Here is a 21118-nt window from a genome sequence, read left to right on the forward strand (position 1 = left end):
GCTTGACCCCGGTCAAGTTCCCGCCCCTTGAATCGCCGTCAATCGTCCTCATCTATCCTGCAATCGAATCCCCAGGCGGACTCGCTGTGCTTGTCGGGTGCCTGTTGCCCGGTCCGCCGTTGCTTACGAAGGACGAATCCATGCGTATCGACCGTTTGACCAGCAAGCTGCAACTGGCGCTTTCCGATGCCCAGTCCCTGGCCGTGGGCCGCGATCACTCCGCCATCGAGCCGCTGCACCTGCTGCTGGCTCTGCTTGAACAGCAGGGTGGTTCGATCAAGCCGCTGCTGCTGCAGGTCGGCTTCGACATCGCCGCCCTGCGCCAGGCGCTGAGCAAGGCGCTCGACGACCTGCCGAAGATCCAGAACCCTACTGGCGACGTGAACATGTCGCAGGACCTGGCGCGCCTGCTCAACCAGGCCGACCGCCTGGCCCAGCAGAAGGGCGACCAGTACATCTCCAGCGAGCTGGTGCTGCTCGCCGCGCTGGACGGCGGCACCAAGCTGGGCAAGCTGCTGCTGGCCCAGGGGGTGAGCAGGCAGGCGCTGGAGAACGCGATCAGCAACCTGCGCGGCGGTGAGGCGGTCAACGACCCCAACGCCGAGGAGTCGCGCCAGGCGCTCGACAAGTACACCGTCGACATGACCAAGCGTGCCGAGGAGGGCAAGCTCGACCCGGTGATCGGTCGCGATGACGAGATCCGCCGCACCATCCAGGTCCTGCAGCGGCGCACCAAGAACAACCCGGTCCTGATCGGCGAGCCGGGCGTGGGCAAGACCGCCATCGTCGAGGGCCTGGCCCAGCGCATCGTCAACGGCGAGGTGCCGGACGGCCTCAAGGACAAGCGCCTGCTGTCGCTGGACATGGGCGCGCTGATCGCCGGCGCCAAGTTCCGCGGCGAGTTCGAGGAGCGTCTCAAGGCGGTGCTCAACGAGCTGGGCAAGCAGGAAGGTCGGGTCATCCTGTTTATCGACGAACTCCATACGATGGTGGGGGCCGGCAAGGCCGAGGGCTCGATGGATGCCGGCAACATGCTCAAGCCGGCGCTGGCCCGCGGCGAGCTGCACTGCGTCGGCGCCACCACCCTCGACGAGTATCGCCAGTACGTCGAGAAGGACGCCGCGCTGGAGCGCCGCTTCCAGAAGGTGCTGGTCGACGAGCCGAGCGAGGAGGACACCATTGCCATCCTGCGCGGCCTCAAGGAGCGCTACGAGGTGCACCACGGGGTGACCATCACCGACGGCGCGATCATCGCCGCGGCCAAGCTCAGCCATCGCTACATCACCGACCGCCAGCTGCCGGACAAGGCCATCGACCTGATCGACGAGGCCGGCAGCCGCATCCGCATGGAGATCGACTCCAAGCCCGAGGAGCTGGACCGCCTGGACCGCCGCCTGATCCAGCTGAAGATCGAGCGCGAGGCGCTGAAGAAGGAGACCGACGAGGCCACCAGGAAGCGCCTGGCCAAGCTGGAGGAGGACATCGCCAAGCTCGAGCGCGAGTACGCCGACCTCGAGGAGATCTGGAAGTCGGAGAAGGCCGAGGTGCAGGGCTCGGCGCAGATCCAGCAGCAGCTGGAGCAGGCCAAGGCCGACATGGAGACCGCCCGTCGCCAGGGCAACCTGCAGCGCATGGCCGAGCTGCAGTACGGTGTGATTCCCGAGCTGGAGCGCAAGCTGGTCAGCATGGACCAGCGCGAGCCGCGCGAGAACCAGCTGCTGCGCAACCGGGTCACCGACGAGGAGATCGCCGAGGTGGTGTCCAAGTGGACCGGCATTCCGGTGGCCAAGATGCTCGAAGGCGAGCGCGACAAGCTGCTGCGCATGGAGGCCGAGCTGCACAAGCGGGTGATCGGCCAGCACGAGGCGGTGGTCGCGGTGTCCAACGCGGTGCGCCGCTCGCGTGCCGGCCTGGCCGATCCGAACCGGCCGAGCGGCTCCTTCCTGTTCCTCGGCCCGACCGGGGTGGGCAAGACCGAGCTGTGCAAGGCGCTGGCCGATTTCCTCTTCGATACCGAGGAGGCGATGGTGCGCATCGACATGTCCGAGTTCATGGAGAAGCACTCGGTGTCCCGCCTGATCGGCGCGCCGCCGGGCTACGTCGGCTACGAGGAGGGCGGTTACCTGACCGAGGCGGTGCGCCGCAAGCCCTACTCGGTGATTCTCATGGACGAGGTGGAGAAGGCTCACCCCGACGTGTTCAACGTGCTGCTGCAGGTGCTCGAGGACGGTCGCCTGACCGACAGCCAGGGGCGTACCGTGGACTTCAAGAACACCGTGGTGGTGATGACCTCCAATCTCGGTTCGGCGCAGATCCAGGAGCTGGTGGGTGATCCGGAGGCGCAGCGCGCGGCGGTGATGGATGCGGTCAGCCACCACTTCCGCCCGGAGTTCATCAACCGCATCGACGAGGTGGTGGTGTTCGATCCGCTGGGCAAGGAGCAGATCGGCGGCATCGCCGAGATCCAGCTGGGTCGCCTGCGCCAGCGTCTGGCCGAGCGCGAGCTGACTCTGGAGCTGACGCCCGAAGCTCTGGAGAAGCTGATCGCCGTCGGCTACGACCCGGTGTACGGCGCGCGGCCGCTCAAGCGCGCGATCCAGCGCTGGATCGAGAACCCGTTGGCGCAGCAGATCCTCGCCGGCGAGTTCGCCCCCGGGGCGACCATCCATGCCAAGGTCGAGGGCGAGCAGATCGTCTTCGCTTGAGGTCGGGTCAGGTGGCCGGGGGATCCCGGCCATGCGGATAACCCAAAGGCACGGCGCCGCGAGAGCCGTGCCTTTTTTGCTGCAGGCGTCGGGGCTCAGCCGTCTGCCGGTTGGTCTTCCTCGAGGCGCTGCAGGACCCGGTAGATCGCCTGCAGGGCGCGCTCCATCAGCGGCGTGTCGGTCGGCTCGCCGAGCAACTGCACGCTGCCGTCGTGCAGCGCCTGGGCCAGGCGTGCCGCCGGCCAGGTGCGGTTGTGCTCGCCGCTGGGATCGATGAACAGGTAGCGGCGGGTGGCCGGACTGAACCAGGACAGGCGCAGGCGGCGCATCTGGCCGTCCTCGTGGAAGCCGAACAGGCTACCGAACGGTAGGGCCTGCAACTGTTGCAGCTGGGCTTCCAGTTCCTCGGTCAGCGCATCGCTCGCGGGTAGCTCGTCTTCCGGGCCGGCCTGCAGCTTGGTGCCCAGCAGGCTCTTCGGCAGTCTGGCCTGCAGGCCGGCGACCAGCTCGGGCTGCCGGGCCTGCACGGCGTGCTGGCAGGCGACCACGTCCTGCAGCAGGCCGCGGATGTCGGCTTCGGGCAGGCTGCCCAGCTGCTGCAGCCCTTCGCGCAGTTGTTCCAGCAAGGCCAGCCGTGCCCGCTGCATGCGCTCGCGGTCGTTGCGGCTCAATGGCGTGCAGCTCCAGGCCAGTTGTTCGGCGACCTGGCAGGCGCTCTGCCATTCCTCGCTCTGCTCGCCCGTGCGCAGGTGGATCAGGGTCAGCACGTCGCGCCAGCCATTTTCCAGCAGCTCCTGCATCAGGCGCGGCAGTGCACGGTCATGCAGCACCTGGCGGATCTGTTGGGCAGCCTGGCTGCGCGCCGCAAGCAGGCGGTCGCGACCGCGGGCGGTATCCAGCGTGCGCCGCTCACGCAGCTCGATGCGCTGCTGCAGGCGGCGCAGGTGCGCCTCGAAGTCCTCGAGCAGCAGGGAGAACCGCGCGCGATCCTCGCTGAAGTCCTGGATGATGCGCTCGACGATTTCCTGCATCTTCGCCAGCAGGCCGCTGGCATCGCTGTCCTCGACGAAGCGGGTGCCGGCCTTGGCCATGCTGTCGAGCAGCCGGCGTGCCGGGTGGTCGCCGTGGGTGAACAGACGGCGATCCCGCAGGGCGAGCTTCAGGTAGGGCGTGTGCAGGTGGGAGAGTACGGTCTTGCAGCGATCCGGCAGGGCGGGGTCGTCAAGGATGAAGGCGAACAGCATGCCCACCAGATCGATGATGTCCGCATCCTCGTCACTCAGTTGCGGACGCTCGGGCAGGGTGCAGGCAGCCTCCAGCTCGGCGTACAGGCGCGCCTTGAGCTGTCCGGCATCCTGCGGTCGTTGCATCTCCTGGGTGATCTTGTGGGCGGTGACCTGCTGCAGACGGGTCAACGCGGCCATCAGCTCGTCTGCGCTGTAGGTTCCGCTCGAGGCGGGCGGTGGCCCCGGGTTTACGGGGGTAATAGGGTCGCCCACGCTGTTGCCAGTGCCAGTGCCAGTGCCAGTGCCAGTGCCAGTGCCAGTGCCAGTGCCAGTGCCAGTGCCAGTGCCAGTGTGGCGCCGGCTGAGCAGCTGGGTGACGCCGCGAAACAGCTGCTCGCCGCTGCTGTCCACCGCCTCCGGCCAGTTGTCGTTGCGGCGCTGGCGGCTTTCGGTGACAGGCTGCGGGCTGCTCGGGGCGCTGGCGGGCGCTGACGGCCTGTGCGGGCGCGGCGGCTTGTCGCTGAGCTGCGGCAGGATGCCGGCCTCGATCAGCTGCTGGTTGAGAGTGGCATACAGACTGTCGAGCGAGCCCATGACCTGCTGCTCGAACAGTTCATAGAGGATGCGGCGGATCGTCAGCGGCAATGGTAGCGGCTCGCCGGCCAGTGCCTGGCGGAAGGCCTCGGCGATGGCGCGGGGGCCGAAGGGTAGCGCCTGCTGCAATGCCGCCTGCGGCGCGGGGCACAGGTGCGCCAGACGTTGCTCCAGTGGCCGCAGCAGCGTGGCGCAGTGGCTCTGGCAGCGCTTGACCAGCTTGTCGAGCAGCAGGTCTTCCTCGTGCTCTTCGTGGGCGACGAGCGACAGCTGGTCACGGGCGCTGGGGGGCGGAACTGCGCTCTCGACACGGCTGCCGGAAAGATAGGCTGCGAAGTCGCTGGAGAGCTGCTGGTGGAAGTGGCGGACGATCGCGGTCCGCTGTTTGCGTACCTCGCGCATGCCGTCGAAGAACAGTACCTGTTCGCGATTGTTGGCAGCCTTGTCGGCCAGGGCAAACAGGGTGTCGTCCACCTGTTCGAAGGTGCGCGTCAGGTACGGGTCGAGATGGTTCATCACCTGCTGGCGGCACGCCTGCTCGAGCTGGCCGAAGCGTGGCTGGATGCTGCGGCCGGCGAGGGCGCTGGGGGCGGAAAGATCTGGCGGTGGCGTATGGCTCATGATGGTCTGGCGGGCCAGCGCCCTGCACTCTCGGAAGTGGTGCACATATAGCAAGTGGAGGGGGTTATGCCAAGCACTGAAAAAAAACCTGATCGCAGGGTTGACGGATGTTTTTAAATGCGTAGAATGCCGCGCCACTGATACGGGAAATCGGCAACGCCGAAACCTGTTGAGGGGTTGAAAGTATTACCGTTCCGCGATAGCTCAGTCGGTAGAGCAAATGACTGTTAATCATTGGGTCCCTGGTTCGAGTCCAGGTCGCGGAGCCAACTTTCAGACGGGGTATAGCGCAGTCCGGTAGCGCGCCTGCTTTGGGAGCAGGATGTCGGGAGTTCGAATCCCCCTACCCCGACCAGTTTTGGGTCGTTAGCTCAGTGGTAGAGCAGTTGGCTTTTAACCAATTGGTCGTAGGTTCGAATCCCACACGACCCACCATCTTGCCTTCTTCGGAAGGACTGAAAAGCTGGAAGTGCCGCAAGGCCTTCCAGCTTTTTTTGTTTGTCCGCGTTTTTTGTCCGCCCACCGGGCCGCCCTCCTGTCGCCGTGGCGGCTCGGGTGGATAACGCCGCTGGCGGCGTATCCACCCGATTGCCGATGGGCAGCGTGGTGCGCCGCCCATCCTGCCCCTGCCGGGGCGTTGCCGTCAGTGCAGCTTCAGACGCGGCTCGGTGCTGCGGCCGAGGCGGTCGCTGAGCATCAGCAGCAGGGTGCGGAAGGTGCCGTACAGCGCCATCTGGTGCAGGCGGTAGAGCGACACGTAGAACCAGCGCGCCAGGCGCCCCTCCAGCATCACGTCACCGGTCAGGTTGCCCATCAGGTTGCCCACCGCACTGAAGCTCGACAGCGAGATCAGCGAACCGTAGTCGCGGTAGCGATACTCCAGCAACGGCTTGCCTTCCAGGCGGCGCGCCAGCGACTTGGCCAGCAGCGAGGCCTGCTGGTGGGCGGCCTGCGCGCGCGGCGGCACGTTCTTGCCGTCGCCCATCGGACAGGCGGCGCAGTCGCCGAGCACGAAGATGTGCTCGTCGCGGCTTGACTGCAGGGTCGGCAGGACCACCAGTTGATTGATCCGGTTGGTTTCCAGGCCGTCCAGCTCGCGGAGGAACTCGGGGGCGCGAATGCCGGCGGCCCAGACCTTGAGGCTGGCCGGGATGAAGTTGCCGTTGGCGGTGCGCAGGCCCTCGGCGCTGACTTCCTGGACCGGCGAGCCGACCAGGACCTTGATGCCCAGTTTCTCCAGGGTGCTGTGCACCGGGCGGCTGATGCGTTCGGGCAGGGCGGGGACCACCCGCGGGCCGGCCTCGATCAGGGTCAGGTTGAGGTTTTCCGGGCGGATGCCGTCGAGGCCGTAGGCCGCCATCAGCAGCGCGGCATGGTGCAGTTCGGCCGCCAGTTCGACTCCGGTGGCACCGGCGCCGACGATGGCCACGTTGATCTGTCCGGCCCCTTCCTGCTGCGGATGGGCGTGGGCGCACAGGTACTGGTCGAGCAGCAGGTTGTGGAAGCGCTCGGCCTGGTCGCGCGAATCGAGGAACAGGCAGTGCTCGGCCGCGCCCAGGGTGCCGAAGTCGTTGGTCTTGCTGCCGACCGCCAGCACCAGGGTGTCGTAGGCGATCTCGCGCGCTGGCACCAGCTCGACGCCGGCGGCGTCGTGCTTGGCTTCCAGCTGGATGGTCTTGCGCGCGCGATCGAGGCCGCACATGCGCCCGGGCTGGAACTTGAAGTGGTTCCACTTGGCCTGGGCGACATAGTTCAGCTCGTCCTCCGAGGAGTTCAGCGAGCCGGCGGCCACCTCGTGCAGCAGCGGTTTCCAGATGTGGGTGAGGTTGGCGTCAACCAGGGTGATGCGCGCCTGGCCACGCTTGCCCAGGCTGCGGCCAAGGCGGGTGGCCAGTTCGATCCCGCCGGCGCCGCCGCCGACAATCACGATGTGATGGGTCATGGGGATGTCTCTCAAGGCTTGGAAAAACCGGGGGAGACTGGCGGCGGCGTACGGGTGCGATCATGTGACCAGCGAACTCAGCAGGCGGCTCAGCAGGCCCAGGCCGATGACCACGGCCAGCAGAGCGAGCATCAGCCGCCACGGCCGGAACGGCTGGCGCTTGACCTGATGCTGCGGGGAGCTGAGGTAGTGCTCGACCCGGCGCTGATCTTCGGGGTTCAGACGGCTGGACATGGCAGTCTCGGAATAAGAAATGGACCATTCTATGCCTGGCGCCCTGTGCGGCTCAATGCCGCAGGAGCGCAAGGCGCTCAGAAGCCCATTTCGACATCGAACAGCAGGGTGCGCGCCTGGTTGTCGCGCAGGAATGCCGGCGCGTCGGCATGGGCGAACAGCACGCGGGCATAGTTGGGGCCGACGATCGACAGCGAGCGCCAGCCCTGGCGCAGGTACTCGCTGGGCGGCGGGAAGACGCTGTTGAAGTCGGGGATCTCGCGCTTGAAGCTGACGTAGGCCAGCAGGTCGAGTTCGCCCAGGTCGATGCCGCGCTCTGCATAGTTGTGCGCCTTCTTGCGCAGGGTCGGACCGAGGCGTTGCTGCACCTCGGCCAGGGTGATGCGTCTGGGCTTGGGCTCGCGGCGCTGCAGCTGGGCAAGGCTGCTGGCGGCGCGGCGTCGCTCCAGTTCCTCGCGCCACTCGTCGTTCAGGCGGCGGCCCTCGTCGATGACGAAGAACACCTCGAAGCTGGCGTCGCGGTACAGCACGTCAGGCGGCTGCTGCATCGGGGTGACGAAGTCCTCCACGCGGTGGGCGATGTTCAGCGCTTGCAGCAGGCGCTGGCAGACCCAGCGTTCGCGTTCCCACTTGCGGCCGTTGGAGAGAAAGTCGGTGGCCGCCTCGGCCTGGCGCACCAGATGGTGCAGGTAGTCGCGCTCGTCCATGTTGGAAGTGTAGCCGGCACGCCCCCTCGGCGGTGCCGACGCCAGGTTGTCGCAGTCGCTCTGGGGAGCGTGCCGGCGGTGTAGACTGAAGCGTGCCGATTATCGGAGTGCCCATGCAGCTGCGCGAAGCCACCCCCGCCGACCATGCCGTTCTCCATGCCCTGTGGGCCCGCACGCCGGGCATTCAGCTGCGCGCCGAGGATGCGTTGGCGCCTTATTGCGCCTATCTGGCGCGCAATCCCGGCTTCAGTCTGCTGGCCGAGACCGATGGCCGCGTTGTCGGCTGCCTGCTGGCCGGCCATGACGGCCGGCGTGGCTACCTGCAGCACCTGGCGGTCGATCCCGGCTATCGGCGGCGTGGCATCGCCAGCGCGCTGATCGCCGCGGTGCTGGCGCGCCTGGCGGCGCAGGGCATCGCCAAGAGTCATGTCTTCGTTCTCGACGCCGCGCCCGAGGCGCTGGCGTTCTGGCGCGCCCGTTTTGGCTGGGGGGAGCGCGGGGATATCCGGGTCTTTTCCACGATGGAGCAATCACGATGAAGTGCTGGATATGGCTGGGCCTGGCCCTGTTGGCGAGCGGTGCGCAGGCGCTGGAAACCGGCGAGCGCCTGGCGCCCTGGACCCTCAGCGACCAGTTCGAGCAGGCCTATACCCTCGACGACGACCTGCGCATCCTGCTGGTGGCGCGCAGCATGGACGCGGCGAAACTGCTGGATGCCGCCCTGGAAGGGCAGGCCAAGGGCTATCTGGAGGCCCGTCAGGCGCTGTTCGTGGCCGATATCAGCCGCATGCCCGGCCTGATCGGCAAGCTGTTCGCCATCCCAGCGATGCGCGAGTACCGCTACCGCGTGCTGCTCGATCGCGAGGCGCAGGTGGTGCCGCAGTACGCCGCGCCGGAACAGGGCGTGCTCTGGCTGCAGCTGGAGCGGGGCGTGCTGCGTGAACGCCGGGTGTTCAGCGATGCCGCGGCGTTGCGGGCGGCCCTGGAGCAGGTGGCGCCGTGATCGCCGCGCGGTTGCTCAGCGAGGCCAGCCTGTGGCTGGGTGCGCTGCTGTTTCTGCCGCTGCTGCTGGCGGCGCTCTGGCAGGCGCCCTGGGTCGAGCTGTTCAGCGATTTCCGCCGCCAGCACCTGCTGTTCGGCACCGTGCTGGCGCTGTTCCTGCTGTGGCTGGTGCGCCGCGACTTTGCCTCGGGGCTGTCCTTCCACTTCATCGGCATGACCGCGGTGACCCTGCTGCTCGACTGGCCGCTGGCGGTGCTCAGTGCCTTCGCCGCGCAGCTGGCGCTGGCTGCGCTGGGTCGTCAGGACTGGCTGGCGCTGGGGGTGAACGGCGTCCTGCTGATTCTCATCCCGGTGCTGGTCACCGAGGTCTGCGCGCGCTGGGTCGAGCGCCTGCAGCCGCGCAACCTGTTCGTCTACATCTTCTTCAGCGGCTTCTTCCCGGCGGCGTTGATTGCCGTGCTGGTGCTGCTCGCCGGTCTGGGCGTGCTGCTGGTCGATGGCATCTACCAGATGCCGCCCTGGCTCGACGACTTCGTCGGTTTCCTGTGGCTGATCATGTTCCCCGAGGCCTTCATCAACGGCACGGTGGTCACCGCGCTGGTGGTCTACTACCCGGAGTGGCTGGAGACCTTCAACCGCACCCGCTACCTGCAGGCGCCGTGGAAGGACGAGAGCAAGGACGAGGACGAAAACAGGCGCTGAGTCTGTCCCGTCGCCCGGCCGCTACAGGCGGTACTTCTTGACCTTGTCGAACAGGGTGGTCTTGGCCATGCCGAGGGCCTGGCTGGCCTGGCTGAGGTTGCCGCCGTGGCGTTCGAGGGCATCGCTCAAGAGACGCTTCTCGAACGCCTCCACCGCCTCGGCGAAATTCGGCCCGCCGCTTTCCGCGCAGGCACCGCCCTTCTTGAACACCGGCAGACCGAGGGCGAAGCGCTCGGCGACGTTGCGCAGCTCGCGCACGTTGCCCGGCCAGTCGTGGGCCAGCAGGCTGGCCAGGGTCTGGCGGTCCAGCTCCGGTACGGGGCGGTCGAAGCGCAGCGCGGACTGCTGCAGGAAGTGCTCGAACAGCAGCGGGATGTCCTCGCGGCGCTCGCGCAGCGGCGGCAGCTCGAGGGTAACGACGTTGAGCCGGTAGTACAGGTCGCTGCGAAACTGGCCGCCGCGACCCAACTCGTCGAGGTCGGCCTTGGTCGCGGCGATCACCCGGCAGTCCACCGCGATGCTCTGGTTCGAGCCGAGGCGCTCCAGACTGTGTTCCTGCAGCACGCGCAGCAGCTTGATTTGCAGGTTGAGCGGCATGCTCTCGATCTCGTCGAGGAACAGGGTACCGCCGTTGGCGTGCTCGATCTTGCCGATGCGCCGCTTGCCGGCGCCGGTGAAGGCGTGTGCCTCATGGCCGAAGATCTCGCTCTCGAACAGGCTTTCCGGCAAGCCGCCGCAGTTGAGGGCGACGAACGGGTGGTCCTTGCGCCGGCTGAAGTCGTGCAGGCAGCGCGCCACCAGCTCCTTGCCGGTGCCGGTCTCGCCCTCGATCAGCACGTTGGCCGAGGTGTCGGCGACGTTGGCGATCAGCCCGCGCAGCTGCGCCATGGCCGGCGAGCGGCCGATCAGGCGTTCCTCCAGGGCCTGACGGCCGGCCAGCTGGCGGCGCAGCGCCGACACCTCGCGGGCCAGGCTGCGCTGTTCGAGGGCGCGGCGCGCCACGTCGACCAGGCGTTCGGGGGAGAAGGGTTTTTCCATGAAGTCGTAGGCGCCGTCGCGCATGGCGCCGACCGCCATGGAGATGTCGCCGTGGCCGGTGATCAGCACCACCGGCAGGCTGCGGTCGCGGGCCTTGAGCCGGCCGAGCAGGGTCAGGCCGTCCATGCCGGGCAGGCGGATGTCGCTGATGACGATGCCGGCGAAGTCCTCGCCGATCCGCGCCAGGGCCTCCTCGGCGCTGCCGACGCCCTCGCTGGCGATGTCCTCGAGGGCCAGCGCCTGCTGGCAGCCGAGCAGCACGTGGGGGTCGTCTTCGACGATCAGGACGGTGAGAGGCTCATGCATCGCGGCGGGACTCGGCAGGGGATGGGGGCAGCAGCGGCAGCTTCAGCTCGAACAGGGTGCCGCCGTCGTCCGGGTGCTGGGCAGTCAGGCTGCCGCCGGCGGCGGCGGCCAGGCTGGCCGACAGGGTCAGGCCAAGGCCCAGACCCTGTTCGCCCGGCTTGGTGGTGAAGAACGGCTCGAACAGCTGGCTGCGCAGGGCCGGCGGGATGCCGGGTCCGTTGTCGCGCACGGCGAGGCGGTAGTGACCGTCCTCGACGCGGCCGTCGAGCCATAGCTGGCGGTCGCTCTGTGCGCTCAGGGCGTCGATGGCGTTGACGATCAGGTTGACCAGGATCTGCTCCAGGCGCGTCTGGTCGATCGCCAGGCGGGCGTCGGCACAGGTGCGGTGGATGGTCAGCGGTGTGCGCTCCAGGCGCGGACGGAGGAGGAACAGGGCGGCGTCCACCGCCTTGTCCAGCGCGGCCTCGCCGCGGTCATCGGAGCGCCGGGCGAAGGCGCGCAGGCTGGCGGTGATGCGGCCCATGTGGTCGACCAGTTCGTTGATGGTCTGCAGGTTGCTGCTGGCGGTGGCGCTGTCGCCGCGGGCGAGAAAGCGCACGGTGTTGCCGGACAGGGTGCGCAGGGCGGCCAGCGGCTGGTTGAGTTCGTGGGCGATGCTGGTGGACATCTGCCCGATCACGGCCAGCTTGCCGGCCTGGATCAGGTCGTCCTGGGTCTTGCGCAGGCTTTCCTCGGCCTGGCGGCGTTCGCGGATCTGCGCCTTGAGCCGTTCGTTGCTGGCGCGCAGGTGCTCGGTGCGTTCGGCGATGCGCCGCTCCAGCTGGTTGTTGGCCTCCTCCAGCGCCTCGCGCGCGGCCAGGCGGGTGGCCAGTGTCTTGCGCCGCTCGTTCCAGGCGATCAGCAGGAAGGCCAGCAGGGCCACTGCCACCGCTGCCAGCAGGCCATGGCTGGTGGCGGCGCTGCGCACGTCGCGTACCGGCGAGAGCAGGGTGAAGTCCCACGGCGGATCGGCGAGGCGACGGGTCTGCGCCAGGTAGCTGACCGGCTGGGCGCTGGCCGCGGAGGGCAGGCTGAGCAGCTCGGTGTCGGCGGACAGGCGCTGGCGGCGCAGCGGCTGCAGTTCCTCGAAGCGCGTCCAGTGGTACTGCAGGCTGCTGGCCAGCTGGGTACGCCGTTCCGCGTCGAGGGGTTGCACCGACTTGAAGCGCCGCGCCGGGTCGCTGGAGAGGATGACGATGCCGTTGCCGTCGCTGACGTAGGCCTCCAGCTGCGCCCGTTGCCAGCGCTCCTCCAGCGGGTCGAGACGGATCTTCACCACCGCCACGCCGATGATCTCGCCGGCGCGGCGCAGGCCGTGGGACAGGTAGTAGCCGGGCTCGCCGGTGATGCTGTCGAGCCCGTAGAAGCGTCCCGGCTTGCCCTGGATGGCGTCCTGGAAGTAGGGGCGGAACGACAGGTCGTCGCCCTGGAAGCTGTCGGCGTCGCGCCAGTTGCTGGTGGCCACGACCCGGCCGCTGCGGTCGAGCAGGTACACCGCGCGGCTGCCGCTGCGCTGGTTGAGGCCTTCGAGGTAGGCGTTGACCTGGGCGCGGCGGCGCTCGCTGGGCTCGAGCAGCAGGCGGCCGACGCCGGTCTCCAGTTCCAGCAGGCTGGGTAGGTAGGCGTGGATGCTGATCGCGCTGGCCAGGGTGTGGGCATGCAGTTCGAGCTGACGCTCGCCGTTGTCCGCCAGCGCGCGCAGGCCGGCCCGTTCGCTGAGGTGGTAGGCGACCACCCCACAGCCGAGCATCAGCAACAGGACCAGCAGTGGTACATGCACGGGCGGAGTCAGGCGCGGGTTCACGGTCAGCGAGGGCGGCAGCGCCGGAGGGCGGGGATGTGGCGATTGCATCACAAAGAGGTCCGTGCGGCCAGTAGGGCGCCGGCACTGCCCGTGGACGGGAGGCGGCGCCGGCGCCGCCTCCCGCTGCAGGCTCAATGCTGGAGGATCTTGGCGAGGAACTGCTGGGCGCGCTCGGAGCGGGCGTGGATGTCGCCGAAGAACGCGTCCTTGGCGCAGTCCTCGACGATCTGCCCGCGGTCCATGAAGATCACCCGGTCGGCGACCTTGCGCGCGAAGCCCATCTCGTGGGTCACGCACATCATGGTCATGCCTTCCTGGGCCAGCTCGACCATCACGTCGAGCACCTCGTTGACCATCTCTGGATCGAGCGCCGAGGTCGGCTCGTCGAACAGCATCACCACCGGGTCCATCGCCAGGGCGCGGGCGATGGCTACGCGCTGCTGCTGGCCGCCGGACAGCTGGCCGGGGTGCTTGTGGGCGTGGGCCTTGAGGCCGACGCGGTCGAGCAGCCTGAGGCCCTTGTCGATGGCCTCGTCCTTGCTGCGGCCGAGCACCTTGGTCTGCGCGATGGTCAGGTTCTCGGTGATCGACAGATGCGGGAACAGCTCGAAGTGCTGGAACACCATGCCGACCCGCGAGCGCAGCTGCGGCAGGTTGGTCTGCGGCGCGGCGATCGAGGTGCCGTCGACCACGATGTCGCCCTGCTGGAACGGCTCCAGAGCGTTGACGCACTTGATCAGGGTCGACTTGCCGGAGCCGGACGGCCCGCACACCACCACTACCTCGCCCTTGCTCACCTCGGTGCTGCAGCCGGTCAGCACCTGGAAGTCCCCGTACCACTTGTTGACGTTCTGGATGGAAATCATACGGCTAACCTCTTCTGCAGGAGTTTGACCAACTGGGCGGCGGCGAAGCTGACGGTGAAGTAGACCAGGCCGGCGAAGATCAGGAATTCGTACGGCTGGCCGATGATGTCGCCGCGCGAGCGGGCGGCGTTGAGGAAGTCCATCAGGCCCACGGTGTAGACCAGCGAGGTGTCCTGGAACAGGATGATGCTCTGCTGCAGCAGCAGCGGGGTCATCTTGCGGAACGCCTGCGGCAGGATCACCAGGCGCATGCACTGGCCGTAGCTCATGCCCAGCGCCTGGGCGGCGCCCATCTGGCCCTTGGGAATGGCCTGGATGCCGGCGCGGACGATTTCGCAGAAATACGCCGCCTCGAACATCATGAAGGCCACCAGGCACGAGGTGAACGCGCCGACCGGGGTGTCCTCGCCGGTGACCCAGCGCAGGATGAAGGGCACCGCGAAGTAGAACCAGGTGATCACCAGCAGCAGCGGGATGGAGCGGAAGTAGTTGACGTACAGCCCGGCCAGCTTGGACAGCAAGGGGTTGTGCGACAGGCGCATGAGCGCCAGCAGGGTGCCGAGGCTGACGCCGCCGAGCACGCCGAGCAGCAGCAGCTTGAGGGTCATCAGCATGCCGTCGACGAGGCCGGGCATGGCCGGGAGGATTGCGCTGAAATCCATCACTTGCCTCCTACCGACAGCAGGCCGGGCACCGCCACCTTCTTCTCCACCTGGCGCATGAGCAGCATCAGGCCCATGTTCAGCACGAAGTAGATCAGGGTGGCCAGGGTGAAGGCCTCGAACAGGTTGGCGGAGAACTCGGCGGTCTGCTTGGTCTGCGCCAGCAGCTCCATCAGGCCGATCAGCGAGGCCACCGCGGAGTTCTTGAAGATGTTGAGGAACTCGCTGGTCAGCGGCGGGATGATGATGCGGAAGGCCTGCGGCAGCAGCACGTAGCGGTAGATCTGCGCCAGGCTGAAACCCATGGCGCGGGCGGCGGCGGTCTGGCCCTTGGGCAGGGCCTGGATGCCGGTGCGCACCTGCTCGCAGACCCGCGCGGCGGTGAACAGGCCGAGGCACACCACCACGCTCAGGTAGGCCGAGGTGGCGGGGCTGAGGTCCTGCTTGAACCACAGCTCCAGCGGCTCGGGCAGCAGGTCCGGCACCAGGAAGTACCAGAGGAACAGCTGCACCAGCAGCGGTACGTTGCGGAAGATCTCCACGTAGCTGCTGGCGAAGCCGGACAGCCAGCGGTTCGGCACGGTGCGCAGCACGCCGAGCAGCGCGCCGAGCGCCAGGGCGACGGTCCAGGCCGCCAGGGCGACGGCGAGGGTCCAGCCGAAGCCGGTGACGAACCAGTCGAGGTAGATCTCGCTGCCGATCCCGGTGGACTTGAAGAATATGCCCCAGTCCCAGTTGTAATTCATGCGGGTTTCCCCTTCTGTGGTTGACGCAAGGCCAGGCGGCTGCGTGCAGCCGCCCGTTTCGTTCAGCGCTGCTCGGCCGACTTGTCGGTCGGTTCGGCGATCAGCTGCTTGATCTGCTCGCTCATCGGGAAGTTGAGGTTGAGGCCCTTCGGCGGTACCGGCTGGAGGAACCACTTGTCGTAGATGGCGTTGATCTCGCCGGACTGGTAGGTGGCGCGGATGGCGTCGTCGACCACCTGCTTGAAGGCCGGGTCGTCCTTGCGCAGCATGCAGCCGTAGATCTCGAAGGACTGCGGGGTGCCGACCACGGTCCAGTCGTCGGGCTTCCTGGCCTTGACCATTTCGCCATAGAGCAGCACGTCGTCCATCATGAAGGCCACCGCGCGGCCGGACTCGAGCATCAGGAACGACTCGCCGTGGTCCTTGGCCGAGATGATGTTCATGCCCATCTGCTTGTCGGCGTTCATCGACTTGAGCAGGCGCTCGGAGGTGGTGCCGGCGGTGGTCACCACGTTCTTGCCGGCGAGGTCGGCGAAATCGGCGATGCCGGAGGTCTTCTTGGTCAGCAGGCGGGTGCCGACCTCGAAGATGCCCACCGAGAAGTCGACCTGCTTTTGCCGCTCCAGATTGTTGGTGGTCGAGCCGCACTCGAGGTCGACGGTGCCGTTCTGCACCAGCGGGATGCGGGTCTGCGAGGTGACCAGGTTGTAGCGCACCTTGAGTTCCGGCATGCCGAGCTTCTGCTTGAGCGCCTCGACCACCTTGAGCTGCAGGTCGTGGGAGTAGCCGACTGGCTGGCGCTGGCGCGAATCGGTGCCCAGGTAGGAGAAGGGGATGGAGGCGTCGCGGTGGCCGAGGGTGATGCTGCCGGATTCCTTGATCTTCTTCAGGGTACCGGTGAGTTCCTCGGCGGCGAAGGCCGGGCCGGACAGCAGGGCGATGGCGATGGCACTGCTCAGCAAACGGGGGACGATACGCATGAGTGTTTCCTCGGCTTCTAGTTATTGGTTATTGGCGTGGACGGTGATAGCGGCGATCCGCGGGGGCTTCGGATCAGCATGGCTGACAGGTTGATTGCAGGATGCGGGCCAGCTTTATGGCTACGCGGATATAAGCGTATCTTATTGAAAATGAAGGATTTTATTTTTACTGGCGGCGACTGGAGAGGATCTTCGTCCGGCTGGCCGGATGGAGCGGGCTGCTGCATTCGGAAAGCCGAACGATTCGGGGCGGGGCGGAGAGGGGCGGCGACAGGCGTGTTGGGCAGACGGGGACTCAGGCGGCGAGCTTTTCCGGACCTGGAAAGGAAGAAGCCTCCCGGTCGGTGGACCGGAAGGCTTCGCGGCGGTAGCTGCCTTTGCCTTTGGCGGGCTTTTCCCGGCGACAGCGGAACAGCGGTTGCGCTATCAGGGATTTGACCTTGTTCGGGCCGGGGTTGCGTTGCTTGGCCATGACCACTCCTCGTGGGTCGCCGGCGAGCGTGCCGGCGCGCGCATCATCGGCCGCGCTACGCAAGTTGTCCAGTGGCGCTGTGCAAAAAGTGAGCAGGTCTACTCGGTGGGCAGGTTGAGGCGCGTGCCGGCGATCTGCAGGGTCAACTGCGCCAGCGCATTCCACACGTTGCCGGGTGCCTGGCCCTTGATCTGCGCGTCGATCAGCTGGGCATCGCGCAGCAGCTGGTTCCAGCGGCTCGCCGGGTGACGCTGTACGGCGCGGCCGACCAGGGCCTGGCGCTTGCCGAAGATCGGCGGCTTGGCCTGGGCGATCAGTCGCTCCAGCGGCTGGCCCTGGGCGTGCTGCTGGGCGAGGGTGGCGAGCAGGCGCAGCTCGCGGGCCAGTCCCCAGAGGATCACCGGCGCCTCCACGCCCTCGCCGCGCAAGCCTTCGAGCATGCGCAGGGCGTGGGCTGCATCGCCGGCCAGCGCCGCGTCGAGCAGGCCGAACAGGTCGAAGCGCGCGCTGTCGGCGACGCTGGCCTGCACGGTGGCCGCATCCAGCTGGTTGCCCTCGACCAGCAGCTTGAGCTTCTCGATCTCCTGCACCGCGGCCAGCAGGTTGCCCTCGATGCGCGCCACCAGCAGGTCGATGGCCTCCATGCTGGCGGACAGCCCGGCCTGGGCCAGGCGCTGGCGAATCCACTGCGGCAGCTGCGCGGCGTCCACCGGCCAGATCTGCACGAACTGGCAGTTGTCGCCGTCGATCAGCGCCTTGGCCCACTTGGTCTTCTGCGTCTTGCCGTCGAGCCGCGGCAGGCTGAGCAGCAGCACGGTGTCCTCGGCCGGACGCGCCAGGTAGTCGAGCAGCGCGCGGGTGCCGTCGTCGCCGGGCTTGCCGGCGGGGATGCGCAGCTCCAGCAGGCGCTTGTCGGCGAACAGCGACAGGCTGGCGCCGGCCTCGCGCAGCAGGTTCCAGTCGAAATTGGCGTCGACGTGGAAGACCTGGCGCTCGCTGAACTCGCGGGCGCGGCAGGCGGCGCGGATGGCGTCGCAGGCTTCCTGGCACAGCAGCGGGTCATCGCCGCTGACCACGTACAGCGGGGCGAGCGGACCCTGCAGGTGCTTGGCCAGTTGGGCGGGGGTGAGTTTCATCGGCAGGGAAAACGGGGCCCGCAGGCCCCGTGCTCGCTCAGCGTGCCGGCGCGGCCGGAGCCGGCTGGCGCGCGGCTTCTTCGGCCGCGCGAGCCTCGGCGTCGGCCTTGGCCTGGGCGGTTTCCTGCAGCGTGGCCAGGCGGGTCGGGCTCAGCTGTTGCAGGCGCATGCCCAGTTGCTGCACCAGCTCGCGGCGAATTTCCGCGCGCAGCTGCTGGGCTTCCTGGTCGGAGCCGATCAGGTTGTTGGAGTCGTGCACGTAGACCTTCTGCACCTCCAGGCGATCGCCGAGCAGGCGCAGCTCGCCGCTGCGAATCTCGTAGTCGAGGCTGCTGCTCAGGGCGTACTCGGCGCTGCGTGCCGAACTGGTGTAGCTGGCGGTGCGCTGCCGTTCGTTCTCGTTGACCAGCACCAGCCGGTAGGGAGCGCCGCCGTGCACGCGCACGCCGCTGTTTTCCAGCATGCGGCGCACGTCCTTGACGGTCTCGCCGTAGGCGTTGCGTGCAGCGAGATCCAGTTCGGTCAGGGCAAAATCGTTGCTGCCGGTGCCGCGCAGCTGAAAGCCGCAGGCGCCGAGCAGGGTGGCCAGCATCACCAGCAGCAGGCCGGACAGGCTACGTTTCATCAGGCTTCCCTCATGTGAAACGCCGCCCGCACGAGGCGGGCGGCAGATTGGACGATGTCCGTCAGTTGGCAACGATGTTGACCAGCTTGCCCGGCACCACGATGACCTTGCGGATGGTGGTACCTGCGGTGAAGCGCAGCACGTTCTCGTTGGCGCGGGCGGCGGCTTCGACTTCCTCGCGGGAGGCGGAGGCGGCGACCTGGATCTCGCCGCGCAGCTTGCCGTTGACCTGCACCACCAGGGTCAGGCTGTCCTGCACCAGCGCGGCCTGGTCGATCTGCGGCCAGGTGGCGTCGATGATCGGCTCGGCGTGGCCGAGCTGCTGCCACAGCGCGTGGCTGATGTGCGGGGTGATCGGCGCCAGCAGCAGGGCCACGGCCTCGAGGCCTTCCTGCAGCAGGGCGCGGTCCTGGGCCTCGCCTTGCGGCGCCTTCTCCAGCACGTTCATCAGGGTCATCACCTGGGCGATGGCGGTGTTGAACTTGTGGTGCTGGCCGATATCCTGGCTGGCCTGGCGGATGGCCAGGTGGATGGCGCGACGGATGCCCTTCTGTGCATCGTTCAGGCTGGCGCTGTCCAGCGCGCCCGGCAGGCCGGCGCTGACGTGGGCGTGGGCCAGGCGCCAGACGCGGCGCAGGAAGCGGTTGGCCCCCTCGACGCCGGAGTCGGACCACTCCAAGCTCATGTCCGGCGGCGAGGCGAACATCATGAACAGGCGGCAGGTGTCGGCGCCGTACTGCTCGATCATGGTCTGCGGGTCGACGCCGTTGTTCTTCGACTTGGACATCTTCTCGATGCCGCCGATTTCCACCGGCAGGCCGTCGCTCTTCAGCTTGGCGGACAGCGGCTTGCCCTTGGCGTCCATCTCCAGTTCGACGTCGGCCGGGTTGAACCACAGCTTGCTGCCGTTATCCTGCAGGCGGTAGTAGGTTTCGGCGATCACCATGCCCTGGGTCAGCAGGTTGGTGAACGGCTCGTTGCTGTCGACCAGGCCTTCGTCGCGCATCAGCTTGTGGAAGAAGCGCGCGTAGAGCAGGTGCAGGATGGCGTGCTCGATGCCGCCGATGTACTGGTCGACCGGCAGCCAGTGGTTGGCTGCGGCCTTGTCGACCATGCCGCCGTCGAACTGCGGCGAGGCATAGCGCGCGTAGTACCAGGACGACTCGACGAAGGTGTCCATGGTGTCGGTTTCGCGGCGGGCCGCGGCGCCGCACTTCGGGCAGATGCATTCGTAGAATTCGGGCATGCGCGCCAGCGGGCTGCCGGCACCGTCCGGTACCACGTCTTCGGGCAGCACCACCGGCAGTTGGTCTTCCGGCACCGGCACGTCGCCGCAGCTGTCACAGTGGATGATCGGGATCGGGCAGCCCCAGTAGCGCTGGCGGCTGATACCCCAGTCGCGCAGGCGGAACTGGGTGCGCGCCTGGCCGAGGCCTTTCTTCTGCAGCGCGACCTCAAGGGCGTCGAAGGCGCCGGCGAAGTCCAGGCCGTCGAACTCGCCGGAGTTGATCAGTTGGCCGTGCTCGCCATAGGCGTCCTGCCACGGCGCCGGGGTTTCGTCGCCGGCGGCGGTGCGGATCACCGCCTTGATCGGCAGGGCGTACTTGTGGGCGAACTCGAAGTCGCGCTCGTCGTGGGCCGGCACGGCCATCACCGCGCCTTCGCCGTAGTTCATCAGCACGTAGTTGGCGACCCACACCGGCAGCTTCTCGCCGGTCAGCGGGTGCAGGACGAACAGGCCGGTGGCCAGGCCCTTCTTCTCCTGGGTGGCGATGTCCGCCTCGGCCACGCCGCCGCGCTTGCACTCGTCGATGAAGGCCTGCAGTTCGGCGGCCTGGTCGGCCGGCAGCTGGCTCAGGGCAATGCAGGCCAGCGGGTGTTCGGCGGCCACGGCCACGTAGGTGGCACCCATCAGGGTGTCCGGGCGGGTGGTGAACACCTTCAGCACGCCCTCGCTGCCGATGCTGGCGGCGTCGTAGGGGAAGCTCACTTCCATGCCGCGCGACTTGCCGATCCAGTTGCGCTGCATGGTCTTGACCTGCTCGGGCCAGCCATCCAGATCGTCGAGGGACTGCAGCAGCTCATCCGCATAGGCGGTGATCTTGAAGTAGTACATCGGGATCTCGCGCTTCTCGACCAGCGCGCCGGAGCGCCAGCCGCGGCCGTCGATCACCTGCTCGTTGGCCAGTACGGTCTGGTCCACCGGGTCCCAGTTGACGGTGCCGTTCTTGCGGTAGATCACGCCCTTCTCGAACAGGCGGGTGAACAGCCACTGCTCCCAGCGGTAGTAGTCCGGCTTGCAGGTGGTGACTTCGCGCGACCAGTCGATGGCCAGGCCCAGGCTCTTCAGCTGGGTCTTCATGTAGTCGATGTTGGCGTAGGTCCAGGCGGCGGGGGCGACCTGGTTCTGCATCGCGGCGTTTTCCGCCGGCATGCCGAAAGCGTCCCAGCCCATCGGCTGCAGCACGTTCTTGCCCTGCATGCGCTGGTAGCGCGCGATCACGTCGCCGATGGTGTAGTTGCGCACGTGGCCCATGTGCAGCTTGCCGCTCGGGTAGGGGAACATCGACAGGCAATAGAAGGTGTCCTTGCCGGGCTGTTCACTTACTTCAAAGGACTGGTGCGCGTCCCAGTGGGACTGCGCGGCGGCTTCGATTTCGCGGGGCTGATACTGTTCGTGCATGGCTCTGCCGGACTGGAAAAAGGGGGGT

At 67.5% G+C, this 21118-nt stretch carries 18 protein-coding genes and 3 tRNA genes; 7 read left to right on the top strand and 14 right to left on the bottom strand.

Annotated features, from left to right (window positions below):
• Positions 1 to 140: 140 nt before the first annotated feature.
• Complete coding sequence (gene clpB, locus BMZ19_RS00380) at positions 141 to 2705, top strand: ATP-dependent chaperone ClpB (RefSeq protein ID WP_090305174.1); 2565 nt, start codon at positions 141 to 143, stop codon at positions 2703 to 2705.
• Positions 2706 to 2800: 95 nt separating this feature from the next.
• On the opposite strand, the gene BMZ19_RS00385 is transcribed toward clpB, so the two are convergent.
• Positions 2801 to 5146 carry a DUF1631 domain-containing protein gene (locus tag BMZ19_RS00385; protein ID WP_090305177.1) on the bottom strand — a complete coding sequence of 782 codons (2346 nt, stop codon included), beginning with the start codon at positions 5144 to 5146 and terminating at the stop codon, positions 2801 to 2803.
• 193 nt (positions 5147 to 5339) lie between these two features.
• On the opposite strand from BMZ19_RS00385, the gene BMZ19_RS00390 reads away from it, so the two are divergent.
• The 3 genes from BMZ19_RS00390 (at position 5340) to BMZ19_RS00400 (ending at position 5581) form a co-directional block, all read left to right on the top strand.
• Positions 5340 to 5415 (top strand) — tRNA-Asn (locus tag BMZ19_RS00390).
• A 9-nt stretch (positions 5416 to 5424) separates the two neighbouring features.
• Positions 5425 to 5501, top strand: a tRNA-Pro gene (locus BMZ19_RS00395).
• 5 nt (positions 5502 to 5506) lie between these two features.
• Positions 5507 to 5581 (top strand) — tRNA-Lys (locus tag BMZ19_RS00400).
• A 208-nt stretch (positions 5582 to 5789) separates the two neighbouring features.
• On the opposite strand, the gene BMZ19_RS00405 is transcribed toward BMZ19_RS00400, so the two are convergent.
• The 3 genes from BMZ19_RS00405 to BMZ19_RS00415 all read right to left on the bottom strand — a co-directional run bounded on the left by BMZ19_RS00405 (position 5790) and on the right by BMZ19_RS00415 (position 8029).
• Entirely contained in the window at positions 5790 to 7088 is a 1299-nt protein-coding gene (locus BMZ19_RS00405; RefSeq protein ID WP_090305181.1) for an NAD(P)/FAD-dependent oxidoreductase, read from the bottom strand.
• Between the two features lie 60 nt (positions 7089 to 7148).
• Positions 7149 to 7322, bottom strand: coding sequence for a DUF3094 family protein (locus BMZ19_RS00410; protein WP_090305185.1), 174 nt, complete (start codon positions 7320 to 7322; stop codon positions 7149 to 7151).
• 77 nt (positions 7323 to 7399) lie between these two features.
• Complete coding sequence (locus tag BMZ19_RS00415; protein WP_090305188.1) at positions 7400 to 8029, bottom strand: DUF1780 domain-containing protein; 630 nt, start codon at positions 8027 to 8029, stop codon at positions 7400 to 7402.
• Between the two features lie 113 nt (positions 8030 to 8142).
• Here BMZ19_RS00415 and BMZ19_RS00420 point away from each other — a divergent pair, with 113 nt between their 5' ends.
• Genes BMZ19_RS00420 through BMZ19_RS00430 form a run of 3 tightly spaced genes read left to right on the top strand, consistent with a single transcriptional unit; the run spans position 8143 to position 9733 of the window.
• Positions 8143 to 8568, top strand: a complete 426-nt coding sequence (locus BMZ19_RS00420; RefSeq protein ID WP_090305191.1) for a GNAT family N-acetyltransferase — start codon at positions 8143 to 8145, stop codon at positions 8566 to 8568.
• On the top strand, positions 8565 to 9032 hold the full coding sequence (locus tag BMZ19_RS00425) for an FAD/FMN-containing dehydrogenase (RefSeq protein WP_090305194.1): 468 nt from the start codon (positions 8565 to 8567) through the stop codon (positions 9030 to 9032). Before BMZ19_RS00420 ends, BMZ19_RS00425 begins: the two co-directional genes overlap by 4 nt.
• Positions 9029 to 9733, top strand: coding sequence for an energy-coupling factor ABC transporter permease (locus BMZ19_RS00430; RefSeq protein WP_090305197.1), 705 nt, complete (start codon positions 9029 to 9031; stop codon positions 9731 to 9733). Before BMZ19_RS00425 ends, BMZ19_RS00430 begins: the two co-directional genes overlap by 4 nt.
• 21 nt (positions 9734 to 9754) lie before the next feature.
• On the opposite strand, the gene aauR is transcribed toward BMZ19_RS00430, so the two are convergent.
• The 10 genes from aauR to leuS form a co-directional block, all read right to left on the bottom strand.
• Entirely contained in the window at positions 9755 to 11077 is a 1323-nt protein-coding gene (gene aauR / locus BMZ19_RS00435) for a two-component response regulator AauR (RefSeq protein WP_090305200.1), read from the bottom strand.
• Complete coding sequence (locus BMZ19_RS00440; RefSeq protein WP_090305203.1) at positions 11070 to 12968, bottom strand: sensor histidine kinase; 1899 nt, start codon at positions 12966 to 12968, stop codon at positions 11070 to 11072. The genes aauR and BMZ19_RS00440 overlap by 8 nt, the downstream gene beginning before the upstream one ends.
• An 83-nt stretch (positions 12969 to 13051) precedes the next feature.
• The gene (locus BMZ19_RS00445; protein ID WP_090305206.1) at positions 13052 to 13786 is read right to left on the bottom strand and encodes an amino acid ABC transporter ATP-binding protein; all 735 of its coding nucleotides are present in this window, start codon (positions 13784 to 13786) and stop codon (positions 13052 to 13054) included.
• Positions 13783 to 14451, bottom strand: coding sequence for an amino acid ABC transporter permease (locus BMZ19_RS00450; RefSeq protein ID WP_170847682.1), 669 nt, complete (start codon positions 14449 to 14451; stop codon positions 13783 to 13785). Before BMZ19_RS00450 ends, BMZ19_RS00445 begins: the two co-directional genes overlap by 4 nt.
• Entirely contained in the window at positions 14448 to 15194 is a 747-nt protein-coding gene (locus BMZ19_RS00455; protein ID WP_090305211.1) for an amino acid ABC transporter permease, read from the bottom strand. The genes BMZ19_RS00450 and BMZ19_RS00455 overlap by 4 nt, the downstream gene beginning before the upstream one ends.
• Before the next feature lie 62 nt (positions 15195 to 15256).
• Positions 15257 to 16174 carry a glutamate/aspartate ABC transporter substrate-binding protein gene (locus BMZ19_RS00460; RefSeq protein ID WP_090305215.1) on the bottom strand — a complete coding sequence of 306 codons (918 nt, stop codon included), beginning with the start codon at positions 16172 to 16174 and terminating at the stop codon, positions 15257 to 15259.
• Positions 16175 to 16469: 295 nt separating this feature from the next.
• The gene (gene arfA / locus BMZ19_RS00465) at positions 16470 to 16646 is read right to left on the bottom strand and encodes an alternative ribosome rescue factor ArfA (protein ID WP_090305218.1); all 177 of its coding nucleotides are present in this window, start codon (positions 16644 to 16646) and stop codon (positions 16470 to 16472) included.
• 98 nt (positions 16647 to 16744) lie between these two features.
• On the bottom strand, positions 16745 to 17782 hold the full coding sequence (gene holA, locus BMZ19_RS00470) for a DNA polymerase III subunit delta (protein ID WP_090305221.1): 1038 nt from the start codon (positions 17780 to 17782) through the stop codon (positions 16745 to 16747).
• A gap of 37 nt (positions 17783 to 17819) precedes the next feature.
• A complete protein-coding gene (locus BMZ19_RS00475; RefSeq protein ID WP_090305225.1) occupies positions 17820 to 18407 on the bottom strand; it encodes an LPS-assembly lipoprotein LptE in 588 nt (195 codons plus the stop codon).
• Between the two features lie 61 nt (positions 18408 to 18468).
• Complete coding sequence (gene leuS, locus BMZ19_RS00480) at positions 18469 to 21090, bottom strand: leucine--tRNA ligase (protein ID WP_090305227.1); 2622 nt, start codon at positions 21088 to 21090, stop codon at positions 18469 to 18471.
• Positions 21091 to 21118: the final 28 nt, after the last annotated feature.

Source organism: Pseudomonas linyingensis (assembly GCF_900109175.1).
Lineage (GTDB): Bacteria > Pseudomonadota > Gammaproteobacteria > Pseudomonadales > Pseudomonadaceae > Geopseudomonas > Geopseudomonas linyingensis.